General features: G+C 70.0%; 21 protein-coding genes. 9 read left to right on the plus strand and 12 right to left on the minus strand.

The window, feature by feature from the left end:
- Window positions 1–28 precede the first annotated feature (28 nt).
- The gene (locus ACLKM7_RS02750) at window positions 29–1,228 is read left to right on the plus strand and encodes a saccharopine dehydrogenase family protein (RefSeq protein WP_436445487.1); all 1,200 of its coding nucleotides are present in this window, start codon (window positions 29–31) and stop codon (window positions 1,226–1,228) included.
- Between the two features lie 91 nt (window positions 1,229–1,319).
- Here ACLKM7_RS02750 and ACLKM7_RS02755 read toward each other — a convergent pair whose 3' ends face one another.
- The 3 genes from ACLKM7_RS02755 to ACLKM7_RS02765 form a co-directional block, all read right to left on the minus strand.
- Window positions 1,320–2,348 (minus strand): NADPH:quinone reductase, encoded by a 1,029-nt coding sequence (locus ACLKM7_RS02755; protein WP_436445488.1) that lies wholly within the window; start codon window positions 2,346–2,348, stop codon window positions 1,320–1,322.
- 139 nt (window positions 2,349–2,487) lie between these two features.
- A complete protein-coding gene (locus tag ACLKM7_RS02760) occupies window positions 2,488–3,327 on the minus strand; it encodes an ADP-dependent NAD(P)H-hydrate dehydratase (protein ID WP_436445489.1) in 840 nt (279 codons plus the stop codon).
- On the minus strand, window positions 3,311–4,033 hold the full coding sequence (locus ACLKM7_RS02765; protein ID WP_436445490.1) for a histidine phosphatase family protein: 723 nt from the start codon (window positions 4,031–4,033) through the stop codon (window positions 3,311–3,313). Before ACLKM7_RS02765 ends, ACLKM7_RS02760 begins: the two co-directional genes overlap by 17 nt.
- A 334-nt stretch (window positions 4,034–4,367) precedes the next feature.
- On the opposite strand from ACLKM7_RS02765, the gene ACLKM7_RS02770 reads away from it, so the two are divergent.
- The 4 genes from ACLKM7_RS02770 (at window position 4,368) to ACLKM7_RS02785 (ending at window position 7,156) form a co-directional block, all read left to right on the plus strand.
- A complete protein-coding gene (locus ACLKM7_RS02770) occupies window positions 4,368–4,940 on the plus strand; it encodes an alternate-type signal peptide domain-containing protein (RefSeq protein WP_436445491.1) in 573 nt (190 codons plus the stop codon).
- Window positions 4,941–5,004: 64 nt separating this feature from the next.
- Window positions 5,005–5,601, plus strand: a complete 597-nt coding sequence (locus ACLKM7_RS02775) for a hypothetical protein (RefSeq protein WP_436445492.1) — start codon at window positions 5,005–5,007, stop codon at window positions 5,599–5,601.
- Entirely contained in the window at window positions 5,598–6,524 is a 927-nt protein-coding gene (locus ACLKM7_RS02780) for a hypothetical protein (RefSeq protein WP_436445493.1), read from the plus strand. Before ACLKM7_RS02775 ends, ACLKM7_RS02780 begins: the two co-directional genes overlap by 4 nt.
- A gap of 14 nt (window positions 6,525–6,538) precedes the next feature.
- Window positions 6,539–7,156, plus strand: a complete 618-nt coding sequence (locus ACLKM7_RS02785; RefSeq protein ID WP_436445495.1) for a signal peptidase I — start codon at window positions 6,539–6,541, stop codon at window positions 7,154–7,156.
- On the opposite strand, the gene ACLKM7_RS02790 is transcribed toward ACLKM7_RS02785, so the two are convergent.
- Both ACLKM7_RS02790 and ACLKM7_RS02795 read right to left on the minus strand, forming a co-directional pair.
- Window positions 7,125–9,137 (minus strand): acyltransferase family protein, encoded by a 2,013-nt coding sequence (locus ACLKM7_RS02790; RefSeq protein WP_436445496.1) that lies wholly within the window; start codon window positions 9,135–9,137, stop codon window positions 7,125–7,127. The two genes, ACLKM7_RS02785 and ACLKM7_RS02790, sit on opposite strands and share 32 nt — an antisense overlap.
- Before the next feature lie 76 nt (window positions 9,138–9,213).
- Window positions 9,214–9,831, minus strand: coding sequence for a M15 family metallopeptidase (locus ACLKM7_RS02795; protein ID WP_436445497.1), 618 nt, complete (start codon window positions 9,829–9,831; stop codon window positions 9,214–9,216).
- An 87-nt stretch (window positions 9,832–9,918) separates the two neighbouring features.
- On the opposite strand from ACLKM7_RS02795, the gene ACLKM7_RS02800 reads away from it, so the two are divergent.
- Together ACLKM7_RS02800 and ACLKM7_RS02805 are read left to right on the plus strand one after the other, a co-directional pair.
- The gene (locus ACLKM7_RS02800; protein ID WP_436445499.1) at window positions 9,919–10,578 is read left to right on the plus strand and encodes a response regulator transcription factor; all 660 of its coding nucleotides are present in this window, start codon (window positions 9,919–9,921) and stop codon (window positions 10,576–10,578) included.
- On the plus strand, window positions 10,575–11,681 hold the full coding sequence (locus tag ACLKM7_RS02805; protein ID WP_436445500.1) for a sensor histidine kinase: 1,107 nt from the start codon (window positions 10,575–10,577) through the stop codon (window positions 11,679–11,681). Before ACLKM7_RS02800 ends, ACLKM7_RS02805 begins: the two co-directional genes overlap by 4 nt.
- On the opposite strand, the gene ACLKM7_RS02810 is transcribed toward ACLKM7_RS02805, so the two are convergent.
- The 5 genes from ACLKM7_RS02810 to ACLKM7_RS02830 form a co-directional block, all read right to left on the minus strand.
- On the minus strand, window positions 11,665–12,150 hold the full coding sequence (locus tag ACLKM7_RS02810; RefSeq protein ID WP_436445501.1) for a VanZ family protein: 486 nt from the start codon (window positions 12,148–12,150) through the stop codon (window positions 11,665–11,667). The two genes, ACLKM7_RS02805 and ACLKM7_RS02810, sit on opposite strands and share 17 nt — an antisense overlap.
- Before the next feature lie 112 nt (window positions 12,151–12,262).
- The gene (locus ACLKM7_RS02815) at window positions 12,263–13,225 is read right to left on the minus strand and encodes an NAD(P)-dependent alcohol dehydrogenase (protein WP_436445502.1); all 963 of its coding nucleotides are present in this window, start codon (window positions 13,223–13,225) and stop codon (window positions 12,263–12,265) included.
- A 53-nt stretch (window positions 13,226–13,278) separates the two neighbouring features.
- Complete coding sequence (locus ACLKM7_RS02820) at window positions 13,279–13,773, minus strand: metallophosphoesterase family protein (RefSeq protein WP_436445503.1); 495 nt, start codon at window positions 13,771–13,773, stop codon at window positions 13,279–13,281.
- A 130-nt stretch (window positions 13,774–13,903) separates the two neighbouring features.
- On the minus strand, window positions 13,904–14,482 hold the full coding sequence (locus tag ACLKM7_RS02825; protein ID WP_436445504.1) for a hypothetical protein: 579 nt from the start codon (window positions 14,480–14,482) through the stop codon (window positions 13,904–13,906).
- A gap of 23 nt (window positions 14,483–14,505) precedes the next feature.
- A complete protein-coding gene (locus ACLKM7_RS02830; protein WP_436445505.1) occupies window positions 14,506–15,651 on the minus strand; it encodes a zinc-dependent alcohol dehydrogenase in 1,146 nt (381 codons plus the stop codon).
- Between the two features lie 208 nt (window positions 15,652–15,859).
- Here ACLKM7_RS02830 and msrB point away from each other — a divergent pair, with 208 nt between their 5' ends.
- Window positions 15,860–16,336 carry a peptide-methionine (R)-S-oxide reductase MsrB gene (msrB, locus tag ACLKM7_RS02835; protein WP_436445506.1) on the plus strand — a complete coding sequence of 159 codons (477 nt, stop codon included), beginning with the start codon at window positions 15,860–15,862 and terminating at the stop codon, window positions 16,334–16,336.
- The gene (gene msrA / locus ACLKM7_RS02840; RefSeq protein WP_436445507.1) at window positions 16,333–16,893 is read left to right on the plus strand and encodes a peptide-methionine (S)-S-oxide reductase MsrA; all 561 of its coding nucleotides are present in this window, start codon (window positions 16,333–16,335) and stop codon (window positions 16,891–16,893) included. The genes msrB and msrA overlap by 4 nt, the downstream gene beginning before the upstream one ends.
- Window positions 16,894–17,057: 164 nt before the next feature.
- Here the strand turns inward: msrA and gnd are convergent, their stop codons facing one another.
- Together gnd and ACLKM7_RS02850 are read right to left on the minus strand one after the other, a co-directional pair.
- Entirely contained in the window at window positions 17,058–18,143 is a 1,086-nt protein-coding gene (gnd, locus tag ACLKM7_RS02845; RefSeq protein WP_436445508.1) for a phosphogluconate dehydrogenase (NAD(+)-dependent, decarboxylating), read from the minus strand.
- Window positions 18,144–18,264: 121 nt separating this feature from the next.
- A complete protein-coding gene (locus tag ACLKM7_RS02850) occupies window positions 18,265–18,798 on the minus strand; it encodes a hypothetical protein (protein WP_436445509.1) in 534 nt (177 codons plus the stop codon).
- Between the last annotated feature and the right edge of the window lie 89 nt (window positions 18,799–18,887).

An 18,887-nucleotide genomic window follows, 5' to 3' on the forward strand; every position in this document is an offset into this window, starting at 1 on the left:
TTCGGCGCCGCACGTACGCTTGCGTGCCATGGGCACCAACGACCGCGACTACGACATCGTCCTTCTGGGCGCGTCCGGGTTCGTCGGCAAATTCACCGCTCGGCACCTGGCGCAGTCCGCACCCGAGGGCGCGCGGATTGCGATCGCCGGCCGCTCCACCGCACGCCTGAAGGACGTGAAGCGCGACCTCCGTGCCGACTGGCCGATCTTCGAGGTCGACACGGCAGACGACGCGGCCGTCGCCCGCCTGGCGGCGTCGACGTCGGTCGTCGCCACGACCGTCGGCCCGTACCTGCGCTACGGCATGGGCGTCGCCTCCGCGTGCGCTCGCGCGGGCACGTCATACGCCGACCTCTCAGGCGAGAGCATCTTCGTCGCGCGCAGCATCGAGCGCAATCACGACGATGCCGAGATGAGCGGCGCCAGGATCGTCCATTCCTGCGGCTTCGACGCGGTCCCCTCCGACCTCGGCCTCGGTCTGGCTCACCAGGCAGCCGGCGGTGTGCCGATCGTCGCCGCGACCCTGCGGGTGCGGTCGCTGCGCGGCGGCGTCAGCGGAGGGACCATCGACTCCCTGCGCCAGCAGATGAAGGAGGCGAAGACGGATGCCTCGGCTCGCAGCCTCATCGGCAACCCTTACGCCCTCACGCCGGGGCCGTCGGTCCGCCTTCCCCGCCTCAGCGGCACCGGTTGGGGCAGGGCGCGGGGTACGTGGCAGGTGCCGTTCGTCATGGGCGCGTACAACCAGCAGATCGTGCAGCGCAGTAACTACCTGAGCGGCTGGAGCTACGGCCAACTGATGCAATATCGCGAGGTCATGGCGACCGGCCGGGGGCTGGCCGGGTTCGCACGAGCGGGAGCAATCAACGTCGGGACGGCGGCCCTTGTCGCCGGGTTGGCGTTCCCGCCGACTCGGGCGCTCCTCGACCGGGTTCTGCCCGCGCCGGGCACCGGGCCGAGCGCCGACGCGATCGATCATGGCAGTTTCGTTCTCGACATCGACGTCTACCCCGTCGAGGGTCTGCCGGTTCGCACGCGGATCGCGGCTCCGTTCGACCCCGGGTACGGCGGAACGGGCGTCATGCTCGCCGAGTCGGCGCTGAGCCTCGCGTTCGACGACCTCCCCGACCGCGCAGGGGTGCTGACCCCGATGGTCGCGATGGGCCGGTCACTGGCGGAGCGCCTGCGTGCGCACCGCTTCACGCTGGACGTCACCGTCCTGAACTGATCAGCGCGAGCGAGCCGGCGGAGGGCAACGTGTCAGGCGGGCGGCGAGCCGGAGTCAGAGCGCGACGAGCTCCAAGGGAGCGACATCCTCCTCAGCGGTTGTCGCCCGAGACATCGATGAGCACCTTGCCGACGGCACCGTTCTGTACAGCGTCGTGAGCCGCCGCCGCCTGCTCCAGCGGGAACCACGTCAGCGGCAGCCCCGCCTGCTCCCCGACCTGAAGTGCGCCGTCGCCCAACGCGGCGGTGATGTCTTCGGCCGCGGCCGACAGGGCCGCTTCCCCCACGGTGTACATCAGCAGCCCCTGCATCCGCACGTTCTTCGAGATGGTCGGCCACACCGGGATGGCGGCATCCCCGCCGCCATCGGTGGCGTAGTAAGCGATCGAGCCGTGGTTGGCGACGACCTGTCCGTCGAGATCGGCGTTCTGCGCGATCGACACCTCGACGATGTGGTCCACGCCGTCGGGCGCGAGCGCGGCGATCTGGTCGGCGGCATCCGTGTCGCGGTAGTTCACGATGTGGTGCGCACCCGCGGCTCGTGCGAGAGCCGCCTTGTCGTCGCTCGAGATCGTCGCGACGACGGTCGCACCGGCCCAGACCGCGAGCTGGATCGCGGCGTGCCCGACGGCTCCCGCTCCCCCGGCGACCAGCACGACGCGTCCGTCCAGCGACCCGGGCGACAGCCGCGCGGGCCCGAACTCGTGAACCGTGAGCGCGCGGTGGGCCGTCATCGCCGGCACGCCCAAGCTCGCGGCGACGTCGAACTCGGTCCTCTCGGGCAGCTTCACGGCCCGCTCGGCAGGAACCACCGTGTACTCCTGCGCGGTGCCGGTAGGGCGCTGATGCTGGGCCAGGTACAGCCATACGCGGTCGCCGACCGCGAGTTCACTCACGCCGTCGCCGACAGCGTCCACCACGCCTGCGCCGTCCTGATTCGGCACGATCTCGTCGAATGCCAGGGCGGCCCCGGTTCTTGCCCGCGCCTTCCAGTCCGTCGGGTTGACACCTGAGACGGTGACCTTCACGCGCACCTCCCCAGGACCCGGGTTCGCGGGCACACGCTCCTCGAGAGAGAGGACGGAGGAGCTGCCGGCGCGGGAGTAGACGATCGATCGCATACGAGTGACCAACTCGTCCGCCGCTGCCGGCATTTCCGATCAAGGTCGAACACGTCACATCGGCGCGCGATCGGCATCCCACGCAGCGCCGAGCAGACCGGGCCGAACGAGACCGGGGCCGGCCTCCGCATCCGTCCCATCAGATCGCGACGTCGCGCACGGCGAGTGGCAGCTCCCGCGCCAACTCCCGCGCAAGGAATCCCAGGCCGAGGCGCGCGCCCAGCAGCCGTCCCGCGCGCCCGTGCGCCCACGCACCCCAAACTGCAGCCTGCGCCGGCTCGACTCCTCGAGCGGCGAACCCGGCGATCGCGCCGGCGAGCACGTCTCCGCTTCCGGACGTCGCCAAGCCTGCGTCACCCTCGTCGACGCGCCATGTGCGCGCGTCCGGATCGGCGATCATCCCGTAGCAGTTCACCACCGCGTCGAAACGGCGTGCGATCTCGCGCACGTCGTCCTCATGGTCGTCGAGGGGGCGCCCGAGCAGGATGCCGGCCTCCTCCTTGTTCGGGTTCAGTACGAGGGTCTCCGGCAGAGCGCTACGATCCACGTCGCCGAGGATTCCCAGGGCGAACGCGTCGAGGACGAGGAGCCGGGGACCCACTGCGGCGACGGCGAGCAGCGTGGCGCGGGTCTCGGCGGCGTCGGAGAATCCGGGGCCCACGAGCACGGCGTCCGCTGACGCGATCTTCTCGGCCAGCTCGCCGTCGAGCGGATCGTCGGCATCGTCGGGGAGGGCCACGATTCCCGCCTCGGGCAGCGCGATGCCGACGTGGGCGTCGATCGACTGCGGCACGGCGAGCGCCACCCGTCCGGCGCCCACGCGAAGCGCGGCTTCGCCCGCCAGCAGCACCGCGCCGGGCGACGCGCGCGAGCCGCCGACCACGACCAGATCGCCGCGCGACTTCTTGGAGTCGCCGGGATCGGGCAGACCCCAGCCCCGCAGGAGCGCCCCGGTGACGCGCTCAGGCCGGCTCGACATCGGGACTCCCCGGGTGCGCGGTGACGTCGGCACCTTCGCGCTGGAGGTGTGCCACGTCGGAGAATTCGACGAGCTCCCAGCCGGCGTCCGCCCGCACCAGGTGTGTGACCGACGCGTTGAGCACGGTGTGCTCGCCGGCGAACGCCAGCAGCTCCTCTTCGCCCAGCGGAAGCAGCACATACAGCAGCAGCATCACTACTGCGTCGTGCGCGACCATCATCGTGCTCTCGCCAGGGCCTTCGAGCACCTCACGCAAGAAGGAGCGCAGCCGAAGCGCCACATCGGCCCAGGATTCGCCGCCGGGCGGGCGGTGGTAGAACTTGCCGAGATGTTTGCGCCGCGCCATCTCGTCGGGGTGACGGCGTGCGACGCCCGTCCGGGTGAGCAGATCCAGGATGCCGAGCTCGCGGTCGCGCAGACGCTCGTCCACGAGCACGGTCGTCTCGCCGGATGCGGCGAGGGCGAGGGCCAGCGTTTCGCGCGCACGCAGATACGGCGACGCCCAGTACGTGTCGATCGTTCCCCGCCGGCCTGCCAGCCACTCGCCGAGTGCGGCCGCCTGCTCGCGGCCGGTGTCGGAGAGCGGAACGTCCGCATCGCGCGCGTCGAGAGGAATGACCTCCAGCCCTTCGATCTCGGCTCTCGTCGCGGCGACGTTGCCGTTGCTCTCTCCGTGCCGCACCAACCACAGTTCTCTGACCGCCATCCCCTCAGGCTATGGAGTTCCGGTGCCGCAGGCACCCGGTTGACACGGGTGTCCCCGGCCCGACAACGCGGGCGACTCGGGATGACTCGTCGCGGGCGCTTCGCGGCACGCGGCGTCTGAGCGAGATCTTGCGCTGTTCTTGCGCTTCGGATGGAACCGCTCCCATACCCCCGCTGATCTTGTCGTGATCTTGCGCCAGCCCTGTCTGTGACTCGACGGAGCGTTGCGGTGGGGGTCCAAGACTGAGAACGTGCCCGGCGCCACCCCAGCAGCCTTCTCGTCGGCACCTCCGTACTCCCACCACAGCGGGCTGTGCCCGCGGAAGGACATCACCATGAAGAAGATCGTCAAGGCCTCGATCGCCACCACCGCCGGCGTCATCCTGCTGCTCGGCGGCGCAGGGACGTTCGCCACCTGGAACTCGTCCGCAACCGCGGAGGGCGCGTCCATCGTGGCGGGCAACCTCGTCGTCGAGAACTCGGCCACCCCGGCCACCTGGACGGCCAACGGCGCACCGGTCTCGATCGCCTCCTACCGCGTCGCCCCCGGCGACGTCCTCACCTACACCACGACCATGAAGGTCGGTGCGGAGGGCGACAGCCTGCAGGCGACCCTCGCGCTCAGCGAGGCGTCGATCGCGCCGGCCGACGCGACCGAGCCCGCGGACGTCGCGCTGGCCGGCTACCTGACCGAGTCCGCCGTCCTCACCGCGTCGGGAACCGGCATCACCGGCACTGGCCCCACGTTCACGGTCGCCCCCGGCGCCGGTGCGGTGAGCCAGGACGTCACCGTGACCGTCACGATCACCTTCCCCTACGGCGACACCGTGGGCGGCAACAACGACGCGATGAACGGCGCCGTCACTCTCGACGCCCTCACCGTCAGCCTCACCCAGAACACCAAGTGACGACGAAGGGCTCGCCTCCCACGGGGCGAGCCCTTCCCACGCACACCACAGAAGGGGAACCCGCATGAGCCGCCGCGACCGCCGCCACGCTGCACAGCGCGAACCACGCCGCACCTCGGCGCCGGTACGACTGCTGCTCGGCGCGCTCGGCACCGCCGGTGCGATCGTCCTGGGCGTCCTGGCCGGCGGGGGAACCTTCGCCGCCTGGAGCGTGGCGGCACCTGCCGCGGCGGCGACCACACTGCACACAGGATCGGCGAGCCTCACCACGACCGGCCTGCAGTTGAACGCGACCGGGCTCTACCCGGGCCTCACCACATACGCCCCGACGACCGTGCGCAACACCGGCACGACGCCGCTCGCCTTGGCTCTCGACCCCGCCGTGGGCCCCGCGACCCCGACCCCGTTCTCAGCCTCGGTCGTCATCTCGGCGGCACAGGTCGCCTCGGCCGGCGATTGCACAGCCGGACGCGTTCCCCCCGGCGTTACGACGCGCGTGGGCGCAGGTGCCGCCGCCGACCTCCGCGTGACTCTGAGCCCCGGGGCGTCCGCCCTCCTGTGTATCGGCATCGGGATGCCGCACGACGCACCCGCCACGGCGGCCGGCGCCGCGGCATCCGCTCTCGCCCTCACCATCTCGGGAACGCAGGTCCGGCCATGATGCGCCCTCGGATCCCCGCAGCGGTCGCCGCCCTCGTCACCCTTGCGGTGCTCGGCGGCTCGGGCGCCGCTGTCGCCGGGTGGACGGCGAGCGCCTCAGTCTCGGCGTCGGCCTCGTCGACCACGATCGCCACCGCCATCGAGCAGACCGGTGCGCTCAGCACGAGCTACCGCTACGGCGGCACGACGTCCACCGCTGCGGCCGGCCAGCTGACGATCCGAAACAACGGCGGGGCCCCCCTGTCGTACACCCTCACGGGCAGCGTCGCCGGGCACGCGACACTCGCCCAGAAGACCACCCTCCGACTGTGGACGGGCACGTGCGGCGCGACCGCGCCATCGGGAGCAGTCGTCACGACTCTCGCCGACACGGCGCCCGCGTTGCCGGCCGCCGCCCGCACGCTCGCTCCCGGCGCTTCTGTCGTGGTGTGTGTGTCGACGCAGGTCGAGGGAGCCTCCAACGCCACGCTGCAAGGGCAGAGCGTCACGGCGAAGTTCGCTGTGACGGGCGCCGTCGGCACCAGCTGGACGACGTCGGCGACCGCCACGGCGGTGACCCAGTCCGTGTACCGCCTGGCTGCGGCCGGCACCCCGACCTGCGCCGCTGTTCCTTTCACCAACGACGTCAGGCTGACGTGGAGCGCCCCCGCCAATCGAGCGGATACGACGACATCCCTGTCATACCGCGTGTACGACACCGCGTCGGGGGCGACCATCGCCACGGTGAGCAGTGCCGGCACGACCGTCTCGGCGGTGCTGAGCGGCCACTCCATCGGCTCGAACGGTCCTCATGCCCTCGCCGTCGAGGCGAAGGAGACGACCGGCTCCGGCACCACCGCCCCCGGCAGCGCCACCGTCAGTGTGACGCGCTCCACCGGCCTTCTCGATCCTCTTCAGCTCTTCCCCCGGTACCACTGCTCATGACTGCCTCCACTCCAATGACAACCACCGCCGGCGTTCTGATTCCCGCCGCCCCCCGCCTTCGCGCAGAGCTGCGTCGTCGCAACGAGGGCCAGAGCCTCCTGCACTACCTCGCCGTCTCGCTCAGCGCATCCGTACTGGTGCTGCTTCTCGGGATCGCCGTGGGCGTCATCGGGCTCCCCACACTCGTCGGGGGCAGTGCCATGACCGTGCTCACGCAGTCGATGGAGCCGGGGCTCCCACCGGGGACCCTCGTCGTCATCCGTCCGACTCCCGTCGACGACATCCGGGTGGGCGATGTCGTCACCTACCAGATCCGCTCCGGCGAGTCGGCCGTCGTGAGCCACCGCGTCACCGCCAAGACCTACACCGACGGCGAGCTGACGTTCGTGACGAAGGGCGACAACAACGACGCCGTCGATCCGGAGCCGGTACGCGAGGTGCAGATCCGCGGAACGCTCTGGTACAGCCTCCCGCTGCTGGGCTGGGTCAACAGCATCCTCAACGGCGCGAACCGCACCGTCGTCCTCGCGATCGTCGCGGGTGGACTCTTCCTGTACGCCGCCGTGTCGGTGGCCGGGGCGATCCGGGATCGGCGCCGGGCTACCGCGTCTGCTCCAGCAGCGGACGGATAGCCTCGCCGAGAACGTCCGCGAGGTCGGCGCTGAACTCCGCCGTCATGTGGTGCGAGTCGCGGTAGACCAGCGTGTTGCCGATGATCGGCGGACACCAGTCGTCGTCGCACAGATACTCGTTCAGGTCGATCAGCGGGATTCCCCGGCTCGCGGTCGCTGAGACCTGGGCCTCGCGCGACGCACCCTCGAGCGCCCGATCGCGCGGTTGACCGCATGCTTCGGCTGCCGACAGGTTCGCTGACAGGCACGGCGCAGGGTCTTCGAGCATGTCGGGAGTGTCGGCGAGCACTGTCACCGGCGCCTCGATCGCATCGATCGTGCGCCCCCACGCGGCATCCCACATCGCCGGTTCATCCTCCACGTCGGGTGCGAGCTCCGCGTCCGAGAACGTCGCGAGCAGCACCAGGGCCGGCTGAGAATCGTTGATGCGCTCGATCACGGCCTCACGCCATTCCGGGCATTGCGGATACGGACTGCCCTGCCGCAGCGTCTCGATGTCGGCGGCCGGACACGAGCTCTTGGTGTGCACCTCGACGGCATACCCGGCCTCGGCCGCGAAGCCCTCGACCGCGGGGAACCAGTGCGCCGCGTGGGAATCGCCGAACAGCACGATGCGCGGAGCGTCGACGTCGCCGTAGACGCAGCCTTCGGCATCCGTCACCCCCGTGCCGCGGTTGCACCCGTCGTCATAGATCTCGGGAAGGCTCTCGCGCGCCTCGCGCAGCTCGGGCGCGAGATTCTCGGGCACGTAGTCGGTACCGCGCGGCGAGTCCACGATGACCGTCTCGGATGCCGCCCGCTCGACGTTCAGCGGACGGGTGTCGGCGAGCGCGTACGCACCGGTGGCGATGCCGAGGCACGCCACCGACCCGGCAGCGGCGCCGATGAGGGTCAACCGCGCACGGGCTCGTGTGAGCACGGGCGCTTTGCGCACCGGATCCTCGACGTACCGGTGCAGCAGCCACGCCGCCGGCACGCACACGGCGGCGATGAGGAGTGTCGCCCACAGCGGAAGGCGGCCCGGCATCGCCGCCTCGGGCAGCACGAGCGCAGGCCAGTGCACGAGATAGAGCGAGTACGAGATCGCCCCGACGAACACCATCGAGCGCGTCGACAGCATGCGGGTGGGTCCGCCGGCCGTCTCGCCGGCCGCGATGACGGCGGCCGTTCCCAGCACCGGCAGCGCCGCGGCGGCACCGGGGAAGAGCGTCTCACCCGAGAAGAAGACGACGGATGCCGCGACCGCCGTGATTCCCGCCCACCCGAGCAGCGGCGCGAACCGCTCGGGCACCGCACGTGCCCGATGCTGCAGGACGACCGCGACGATGCCTCCGACGCCGAGCTCCCACGCGCGCGTCGGCAGCGAGAAGAACGCCCACGGCTGCGACTGGAACGTCAGCCACACGCACAGGGCGAAGGAGGTCACGACAACGGCGACCAGCACGCCCGTGAGGGCCCGCCGAGTGCGGATCAGCGCCCACGTCAGCGCGAGCAGCGCCGGCCACAGCAGGTAGAACTGCTCCTCGACGCCGAGCGACCAGTAGTGCTGGAAGAGCGAGGGTGTCGACACCTCAGCGAGATAGTCGGCGTCCGCCGCTGCGAAGAAGTAGTTGGGCACGTACAGCGCCGTCGCCACCGCCCCCGCCCACACGTCGCGCATGAGCAGCGGCGGATACCAGATGAGCGCCGCGATGACCGACAGGATCAGCACCACGAACGACGCGGGAAGGATGCGGCGGGCCCGGCGCGCGTAGAACTCGCCGAAGCGCAGCTTGCCGTGCCGCTGCAACTGGTCGAGCAGGTGCGAGGTGATCAGGAAGCCCGAGATCACGAAGAAGACGTCCACGCCCACGTAGCCGCCGGGCAGGAACGGGACCCCGGCGTGGTAGAGCAGCACCGCTCCGACCGCGACCGCGCGCAGTCCCTGAATGTCGGCCCGGAAGCCCGAGTGGTCGGGCTGGGCACCTACTCGCTCTCCCACGACAGCCAGGGTAGGCGGGCAAGGTTAATTCCGGGATCCCCTTGACGAGAAGGCCCCGAGACGCCAGGGTCGGCGGTCAGGCCGCGGCATCCGGCTTCATGACCGGGCACACTCCGCCCGGCTGAGTCGCGAGTTCGAAATGCCAGCGCTCGTTCGCGTAGGTCTGGCAGATTCCGTACCGCGCACCGTGCTCGATGAGCCACAGCTGCGCGTCGAGCGGCACGATGTCGACGGCGTCGCCGGTGACGTGGCGAGACTTGTCCGGCCTGGCGACGTACTGGCCGGCGATGTCCTCGTCGCCGTAACGCTCGACGGCATCCTCGAGCAGCCACAGCTGGTACTCCGCGCTGCGCCAGCCGCTCGTCACCTGGAACGACGGGATGCCGTCGGCCACGGCATCCGCCTCCGCCTGACGCAGCGCGGCCAGGAGCGCGGGGTGCAGTCGTGCGATCGCCGGGACGTGGTCGTCGGCGAGCGTGACGACCGTGCCCTCGGGGATATGCCCCGCTTGGGTGGTGAGCGCCGACGTGGTTCCCGCCGAGGCGGTACTCACCTGCACGAGCACGGTGGCCAGGGCGGCCAGAAGCGCTGCGACGCACACGCCGAGCGCGACGACGGTGAGGCGACGAGCTCGGGACGACGACTGCCGGGTCGGCAGGACAGGTGCGGGCGAGTCGAGGACGGGATGCGACATGCTTCCCATCCCACGCGGGCGCACGTTGCCGCACCGTACGCGAAAACTCATATCTCGGCGATATGCCGTGCCGCCTAGGCTGGGCGCATGCGCGTGCTGATCGTCGAGGACGAGCTCTACCTCGCCGAGGCGATCCGCGACGGGCTGCGCCTCGAGGCGATCGCGGCCGACATCGCGGGCGACGGCGATATGGCGCTGGAGCAGCTGTCGATCAACAGCTACGACGTCGTCGTGCTCGATCGCGACATCCCCGGGCCGAACGGCGATGCGATCGCCCGTCACCTCGCGGGCGAAGCGGAGAGCCCCCGGGTGCTGATGCTCACCGCGGCCGACCGGCTCGACGACAAGGCAACCGGGTTCGAGAGCGGTGCCGACGACTATCTCACCAAGCCTTTCGCACTGCGCGAGCTCGTGCTGCGACTGCGCGCCCTCGGCAGAAGGCCGGCGGCCGGGACGCCTCCGATCGTCGAGGTCGCCGGCGTGCGCCTGGACCGGTTCCGCCGCGAGGTGTTCCGCGGCGGTCGCTACGTCGCCCTCACGCGCAAGCAGTTCGCGGTGCTCGACGTGCTCATGACCGCCGGTGGCGGTGTCGTGAGCGCCGAGGACCTGCTCGAGCGGGCGTGGGACGAGAACGCCGATCCGTTCACCAACGCCGTCCGCATCACGATCTCGACGCTGCGCAAGCGCCTCGGCGAACCGTGGGTCATCGAGACCGTGCCGGGCGTCGGATATCGGATGAGCGCGTGACGACGCCTGGGCAGGAGCGCCAGTCGGGTCTGTCGGTACGGATCAAGCTCACCCTGAGCTACGCCGGGTTTCTGGTGGTCGCCGGCTTCGCGCTCTTCGCCGTCGGGTTCCTGCTGCTGCGCTTCGTACCCGAAGGCGCCGTCTACGTCGTCGGCGGCGGCGCGGCACCCAACCGTACGAACCTGCTCGAGGTGTTCATCCGCTACACCTGGTGGGCGATCGGCGGGCTCCTCGTGTTCGGACTCGTCGGCGGCTGGCTGCTCGCCGGCGTGATGCTCCGCCCGCTCGACCGCATCACGGATGTCGCCCGCCGCGCCCGCGACGGGCAGCTGGCACAGCGGGTCGGTCTCCCTGGACCGCGCAACGAGCTCACCGAACTCGCCGACACCTTCGACGCGATGCTCGATCGCGTGCAGCACACCATCGACGAGGAGCGGCGCTTCGCCGCGAATGCCTCGCACGAGCTGCGGACCCCGCACTCGATCATCCGCACGATGGTCGAGGTGGCTCAAGCCGACCCCGAGGGCCGCGACGTCGATGTCGTGCTGCAGCGCATCGGCACCACCAACGATCGCGCGATCGCGCTGACCGAGGCCCTGCTCATGCTTGCCCGGGTGGGCCGGGGGTCGGCGCTGGAGACCGACTCGGTGGATCTCGCGGCGGTCGTGGCCGAGTGCGTGGACGACGAGCGGGCGGATGCCGAGGCCCGCGGCATCCGTCTCGACACGGCGCTGGCGCCCGCTGTCGTGACCGGCAATCGCGCACTGCTGGCGCAGCTGGCGGCGAACCTCGTACACAACGCGGTCGTCCACAACAGCGCCGTTCAGAACAGCGCCGGCGGCTGGGTGCGTGTCTCGGTCTCGGCCTCGCCCGCCGCGCTCGTCGTCGCGAACAGCGGGGCCGTGCTCGACCGCAGCGTCGTGGCGACGCTGACCGAGCCCTTCGTCCGCGCCGCAGGGCGCACCCGCAGCGGTGACGGCCGCGACGGGGCGGGCTTGGGCCTTGCAATCGTGGCCTCGATCACGCGCGCCCACGGCGGATCGCTCGACCTCACCGCTCTCCCCGAGGGCGGCCTTCAAGCGCGCGTCACACTCCCGCGCTGACGCGCTCATCGACGCGTGCACTCGATCGACGGCGAGCACGCAGCACGGCGGCGCCGATCAGCCGCGGGACCGTGACGAGCAGCACACCGATGGCGCCGCCGACGGTGTTCCACAGCACGTCTGCGGGGTCGGGCACTCGGCCGGGGATGGAGGCCTGCGCGTACTCGACCGACGCCGACAGTGCGAAGCCGGCGAGGATCGCGATCGGCCATAGCCTGCGGCTCAGCAGCAGCGCGATCGTGGCGCCGAGGGGTACGAACAGCAGCGTGTTGAGCACTTGCTCCGAGTCGCCTGCCGGGATCCACCTCACGACTGGCTCGGCGACCGCAACCGCGACCTGCAGGAACGCGCGACGCGCGGGCGCGGCGATCGACGGCGGGGCGAGCGTGAGGATGGTGATGACGGCGGCGACCAGCCCGGCGACGAGAAACCGGATGCCGGTACGACGGGTCGTGGTGATGTCGGTCATGAGAGGCCCTTCCGGACGGCGTCGGGTACAGCCGGCCTGGGTCCAGTCCACGCGAGGCGATGTTGCGTCAGCGTATGCGCACCGGCTGCGCGGATGGCCCGGGTGAGCGCACTCAGTCCGATCTCACCGCGACGACGACCTTGCCGAGCGCCCTGCCCTCACCGTGCCAGGTGAGCGCGGCGGGCACCTCGTCCAGACCGAAGACGCGGTCGATCCGCACGGTGATCTCACCGCTCGCGCACTTGTCCGCCACCGACGCGAAGTGGACCGGCCCCTGATGAACGAACAGCACGCCCAGATGCGCGCCCGTCGCCGCCCCCAGGAGCGGGCCGACCGTGAGCATGCGCACGAGGGTCCGCGCCGTTCCGCCGACCATGACGCAGCGCCCGTGCTTCGCGAGCGCACGCCGATACGCGAAGATCGAACGCCGCGCGACCAGATCGACGATCACGTCGTAACGGCCGCTGCGAGTGAAGTCCTCACGCCGATAGTCGATGACCCTCTGCGCACCGAGCTCGCGCAGATAGTCGAGCTTGCCGGCGTTGTCGACCGCGGTGACCGCCACACCCTTCGCCACGGCGAGCTGGATCGCCAGCGAACCCGAACCTCCGCCGGCGCCGTTGAGCAGCATCCGCGATCCTGCTTCTGCGAGGGCTACTGCACGACCGGCGATGGCTCCCGCCTGCGGGATCGCGGATGCCTCGGCGAAAGACAGCCGCGAGGGCTTGGCAGCGAGCGCGGTCTCGGGCACGGCGACGAACTCCGCGAACCCACCGCTGCCGGTCGACAGAGTGTCGCCGAACACCTCGTCACCGATCGCGAAGCGAGTCGCTCCTGGCCCGAGGGCGACGACGCGGCCCGCGATGTCGGAACCCAGGACCTGTTGGCGCGGACGCCGAAGCCCACCAATGCGCGCGTACGCGGGCGAGCCGTGGAGGTTCTCCCAGTCCGAGAGATTGATCGACGTCGCGACGACCTCGACGAGCACCTCACCAGGGCCTGCGACAGGTGTCGGCAGGTTGCGCAGCTCGAGCACCTCCGGGCCGCCGTAGCGCTCATACACAACGGCTCGCACGCGTTCACCTTACGAACACGCTGACCCGGGCGCCAGCCCGTCGAGAAATCGGCTCAGAGCGGGAGCAGCTGCACGTCCCGGAGGGCACCGTCGTCGGTGAGCGCGGTCATCATCGTGTGGACGGGCTGCCTGCGGCGGTCGGTGGGCGAGCCCGGGTTGAGCAGTCGCATGCCCCGCGGCGTCGTGGTGTCCCACGGGATGTGGCTGTGGCCGAACACGAGCACGTCGATGCCCGGGAACGCGGCATCCATCCTCATCTCCCGGCGCTGGGCAGGACCGGTCTCGTGGATCACCGCGAACCGCACGCCCTCGATCGTTCTCTCCGCGATCTCGGGCAGCCGTGCGCGAACATCGGCGCCGTCGTTGTTGCCGTGCACGCCGAGAACCGGCGCGTGCTCCTCGAGTTCATCGAGAACGGATGCCGCGACCCAGTCGCCCGCGTGGATGACGAGATCTGCGGCATCCGCCTCGCGGAGCACCGCCGCAGGAAGGCGCCGCGCGCGCCCGGGGATATGAGTGTCGGAGATCAGGAGCAGCCGCGTCGCCATGCCCTGATTCTCGTCGCTGACAGCGCTGGACCGACAGGCGTACGTTCAGCTCATGTCAGCGGCGCGACGTCGGGGACGCACCGCGGCGATTGTCCGGCGAGCAATCGCCCGACGTCTCGCCCCCTGCGGGTCAGCCTCGCCGAGACGCCGGCCGTACGATCGCGCGGCCGGCCTTGAAGACGAGGACGCCCGCCAAGACCCAGGGACCGACCACCAGGATCGGGTCCAGCCACGCGTGCTTCAGGTCCACTCGGCCACGACCGAAACGTGACGCGAACGGATGGCGGCCACGCTCCCCCAGCACTCCGGACTGGGTGATGGGATCATCCGGTCGCCTCGTGAACAACGATTTCACGTGCGCGCTCGCGGCGTCGATCCGGTCCCCCGCCACGAGCAGCAGCCAATGCGCGGCTTGACCCTCGCTGTACTTCTCGTAGGCGTAGCGACGCACCTTGCCGGCTACACCTCGAAGCGGCTGCGCCGTGCCGAACACGGGTGTGAGGCGCTCGTGTTCGAGCGAGCGCTCGCGCGGGCGGTAGGTGTTCTGCTGCTGGGGAAGCGCCCAGTGCGCACCGGTCGAGATGCCCGGCTGCTCGCGCGGAAAGGCAGGTCGATCGGCGGCGTCGAGGTCGGCGCCCCAGCCCGGGATGCGGGCTCGGAGTTCCTCCGAGCTCGGCGTTCGTCCGGGTTTGTTCGCGGTGTACGGCATGGGTTCTCTCCTTCACCAGGTCGTCAGGCCGCCGGTGTGATGACCGGCTTGATGATGTCGTCGAGCTTCGACGAGAACACGTGATAGCCCTCGGCGATCTCGTCGAGGGGGAAGCGGTGGGTGATCAGCTCGCTCGGCTTCACGTATCCGGCACGGATGTGCTCCAGCAGCCGCGGCCACTGCCGCTTGACCGGTGCCTGATTCATGCGCAGCGTGAGCCCCTTGTTCATCGCATCCCCGAACTTCACGGCACTGAACAGCGGGCCGTAGGCACCCATCACCGAGACCGTACCGCCCTTGCGAACGGAGTCGATCGCCCAGTTCAGCGCGACGGGTGAACCGCCCTGCATCTTGAGCTTCGCCGAGGTCACGTGCTGGAGAACATGGCCGTCGGCCTCCGCACCGACCGCATCGATGGCGACATCCGCCCCCAGTCCGTCCGTCATCTTCTTGAGCTCGCGCACCACGTCGCCCACCTGCCCGAACGCGACGGTCTCGGCGAACGCGAACTCCTCGGCCTTGCGCAGTCGGTAGTCGAGGTGATCGACGACGATCACGCGTCCGGCACCCATCAGCCAGCACGACCGCGCCGCCGCAAGGCCGACCGGACCCGCGCCGAACACCACCGCCGTATCGCCCTCGACGATGTCGGCGAGCTGCGCCCCGAAGTATCCGGTCGAGAACGCATCAGTGAGCAGCAGCGCATCCTCGTCCTCGATGTCGTCGGGGATCACGGCGGGCCCGACATCCGCGAACGGCACGCGCACCATCTCGGCCTGGCCCCCGTCGTAGCCTCCTGTCGAGTGCGAATAGCCGTAGATGCCTCCGATCGCCGTGGCGTTCGGGTTGACGTTGTGGCAGTTGGAGAACAGCCCGCGCGCGCAGAAGAAGCACGAGCCGCAGTAGATGTTGAACGGCACCATCACTCGATCGCCGACCTTGAGGTTCTGCACCGAGCCGCCCACCTCCTCCACGGTCCCGATGAACTCGTGCCCGAACGTGTGCCCGATCCGGGTATCGGGCATCATGCCGTGGTAAAGGTGCAGATCCGACCCGCAGATCGCCGCGAGCTCGACCCGAACGACCGCGTCATTCGGGTGCTCGATCTTCGGCTCGGGCTTGCTCTCGACGCGGAGCTTGTACGGTCCGCGGTACGTCATCGCTTTCATCCATGCCTCCAAATGGTGTCCACGACACCATCGCCGCGCGACGCGAGATCGAGGAGGGGGTTGCGCACGGCGTCACGACCTGTCACGCCTGCCGTGGTCCACGAGAACTCAGAGCGCGCTCCCAGGTTCGCGGGACCAAATGGGAACCGGCATCCGTTCTCTCCTATGACGCCGCAGCCAGCGTCGTCGCCTGAGGAGGAATCCCGAAGTGAAGAGCACCGACTACCGCACCACCCCTGAGGCGCTGAGCCGCCTCACCGATCTCCAGTTCAGCGTCACGCAGGAGGACGGCACCGAGCCTCCCTTCCGCAACGCGTACTGGAACAACCACGAGCCCGGCATCTACGTCGACGTCGTCTCGGGGCAGCCCCTGTTCTCGTCGCTGGACAAGTACGACAGCGGCACCGGGTGGCCGAGCTTCACCAAGCCCATCGACACAGATGCCGTCGCCACCAAGACCGACTGGAAGCTGCTCTTGCCCCGCACCGAGGTGCGGTCATCGGGCGCCGACAGTCATCTCGGCCACGTCTTCCGTGACGGACCGCGGGATGCCGGAGGACTGCGCTATTGCATGAACTCGGCCGCCCTGCGCTTCATCCCCGCCACCGACCTCGTCACCGAGGGTTACGGTGAATACCGCGGACTCTTCGAGCCCACCACGAACGACCAGGAGCACGCATCATGACGAGTGGACCCACCGACACCGGAGCCATCACCCAGAACCCCGACACCGAGACCGCCGTCCTGGCTGGCGGCTGTTTCTGGGGAATGGAGGATCTCATCCGCCGCCAGCCCGGCGTGCTCGACACGCGCGTGGGCTACACCGGTGGCCAGAACGACCACGCCACCTACCGCAATCACCCCGGCCACGCCGAGGCCGTGGAGATCGTGTTCGACCCGACCCAGACGTCGTACCGCGACATCCTGGCGTTCTTCTTCCAGATCCACGACCCCTCGACCCTGAACCGTCAGGGCAACGACATCGGCACCAGCTACCGCTCGGCGATCTTCCCGCTCTCGCCCGAGCAGGAGCGGGTCGCGCGCGACACCATCGCCGACGTCGACGCGTCGGGGCTGTGGCCGGGCAAGGCCGTCACCACGATCGAGCCCGCCGGCCCGTTCTGGGAGGCCGAGCCCGAGCACCAGGACTACCTGATCACATACCCCAACGGCTACACCTGCCACTTCCCGCGCGCGGGATGGGTGCTGCCCAAGCGCGAGGACGCCTCCGCGACGGCGTAAGGACGCAAGAGAACGGATGCCGCGACGCTGCCGGGTCGCGGCATCCTTCGCATATGCACTCCGTCACCTCACCGAGGACCGTTCGCCGCCCTCACCGGCGGCGGTGTTGCGGCTTGTCGCCTGGGACCGCCGGCGGTCCGTCGCACCGACCCCGGACGCGACCGCTACTCGCCCGCCGTCTTGGACTGTCCGTGTGAGGACGACTCGGCCTTCTCGCCACCGGCCTCGAGCACGTCGCCCGCCGGGAGCTCCTGGTGCCCGCCGAACTGCAGGCGCATCGCCGACAGGATCTGGTTCGCGAACTGGTCCTCGTCGCGCGAGGCGAACCGTTCGAAGAGGGCTGCCGCAAGCACCGGCGCCGGCACGCCGGTGTCGACTGCGGCCTTGACGGTCCATCGGCCCTCGCCCGAGTCCGACACCCGACCGGCGAGCCCCTCGAGCGTCGGGTTGCCCTGAAGAGCGGCAGCGGTGAGGTCGAGCAGCCACGATGAGATCACCGAACCACGCCGCCAGAGCTCGGCGACCTTCGGCGTGTCGATCGTGAACTGGTAGAACTCGGGTTCCTCCAGCGGGGCGATCTCGGCGGAGTGCTCGGCCTGCGTGATGCCGGCGTCGGCATGCTCGAGGATGTTGAAACCCTCGGCGAGAGCCGCCATCACGCCGTACTCGATGCCGTTGTGCACCATCTTCACGAAGTGCCCAGCCCCCGAGGGGCCGCAGTGGAGGTACCCGAGCTCTTCCGGCGCCGGATCGCCGGATCGACCCGGCGTGCGCGGCACGTCGCCGCCACCCGGTGCGATCGTCTTCAGAATCGGCTCGATGCGCGTGAACGCCTCGTCCGGTCCGCCGACCATCAGGCAATAGCCGCGTTCGAGCCCGAAGACGCCGCCACTCGTGCCGATGTCGACGTAGTGGATGCCGGTGTTCTTGAGTTTCGCCGCCCGCCGCACGTCGTCGCGGTAGTTGGAGTTGCCGCCGTCGATGAGGATGTCGCCGGGATCGAGCACGGCCGAAACTTCGTCGACCACCGTTCCGGTGAGTCCGGCCGGGATCATGAGCCAGATCGCCCGCGGCGCCTCGAGCTTCGCAACCATGTCGGCCAGGCTCGTCGCGCCCACCGCGCCCTCGCCGGCCAGGGTGGCCACGGCATCCGGATTCACGTCGAAGACGACGCATTCGTGACCGTCTCGCATCAAGCGCCGCACGATGTTGGCGCCCATCCGGCCCAGTCCCACCATTGCCAGTTGCATCTAAACCGCTCCTCGTCTCACTCGGCTTCCGTTGCGCGCACGTCGCCGCGCAGGCCCACGGTCGCAGTCTAGGGAGCGGAAGCGTTCCGGCGGCGGGCTCCGGGCGACGGCTGGAGACTCGTCAGGCCGGGAGGCGCCCACCCGAGGCGCGAACGAGGGCCTGCAGCCCCCACGCGATCAGGCCGCAGACGACGCCGGTGGCGAGGCCCGTCGCGAGGCTGCTGATCGTGCCCGCGCCGCGCAGCACGGCCTCTTCGAGACCGGGAGCGAGCACGCCTTCCAGCGCACCGCCGAGACTCGGCGGATCGTCGCCGAAGACGGCGCCCCACGAGAGGTTGTGGATGAGAGCGAGGGCGACACCCAGCAGACCGCCGGCGACGAAGAGCGACACCAGCGGGCGACGAGACCAAAGCATCGCGACGACGACCCAGATGACCAGCGGCAGCACTGCGAGCGCCGTGTTCGCCAATGACCCGGGCTCGACCAGGCCGATGTCGTGCGCGATGATGCGGGGCACGGCGAGCGCTGTCAGACCCATGATCACGACGAGCGGCAGGCCCAGCCCGCGGGAGGAACGGCGCACGCCGGTCGTCGGCGCGGGTCCCGTTGCGCGGGCTGCCGGTGCGGAGGCAGAGGGATGCTGCGGAGAAGACATGCCTCCGACGCTAAGAGTCCCGCGGGCCACGCCCCAGCCCGCTGACCCGAAAGCTCGACGGGGGATTTCCCCCGTGTCGGGTCTGGGAT

Origin of the sequence: Microbacterium sp. I2 (genome assembly GCF_051364985.1) — a bacterium.
Lineage (GTDB): Bacteria > Actinomycetota > Actinomycetes > Actinomycetales > Microbacteriaceae > Microbacterium.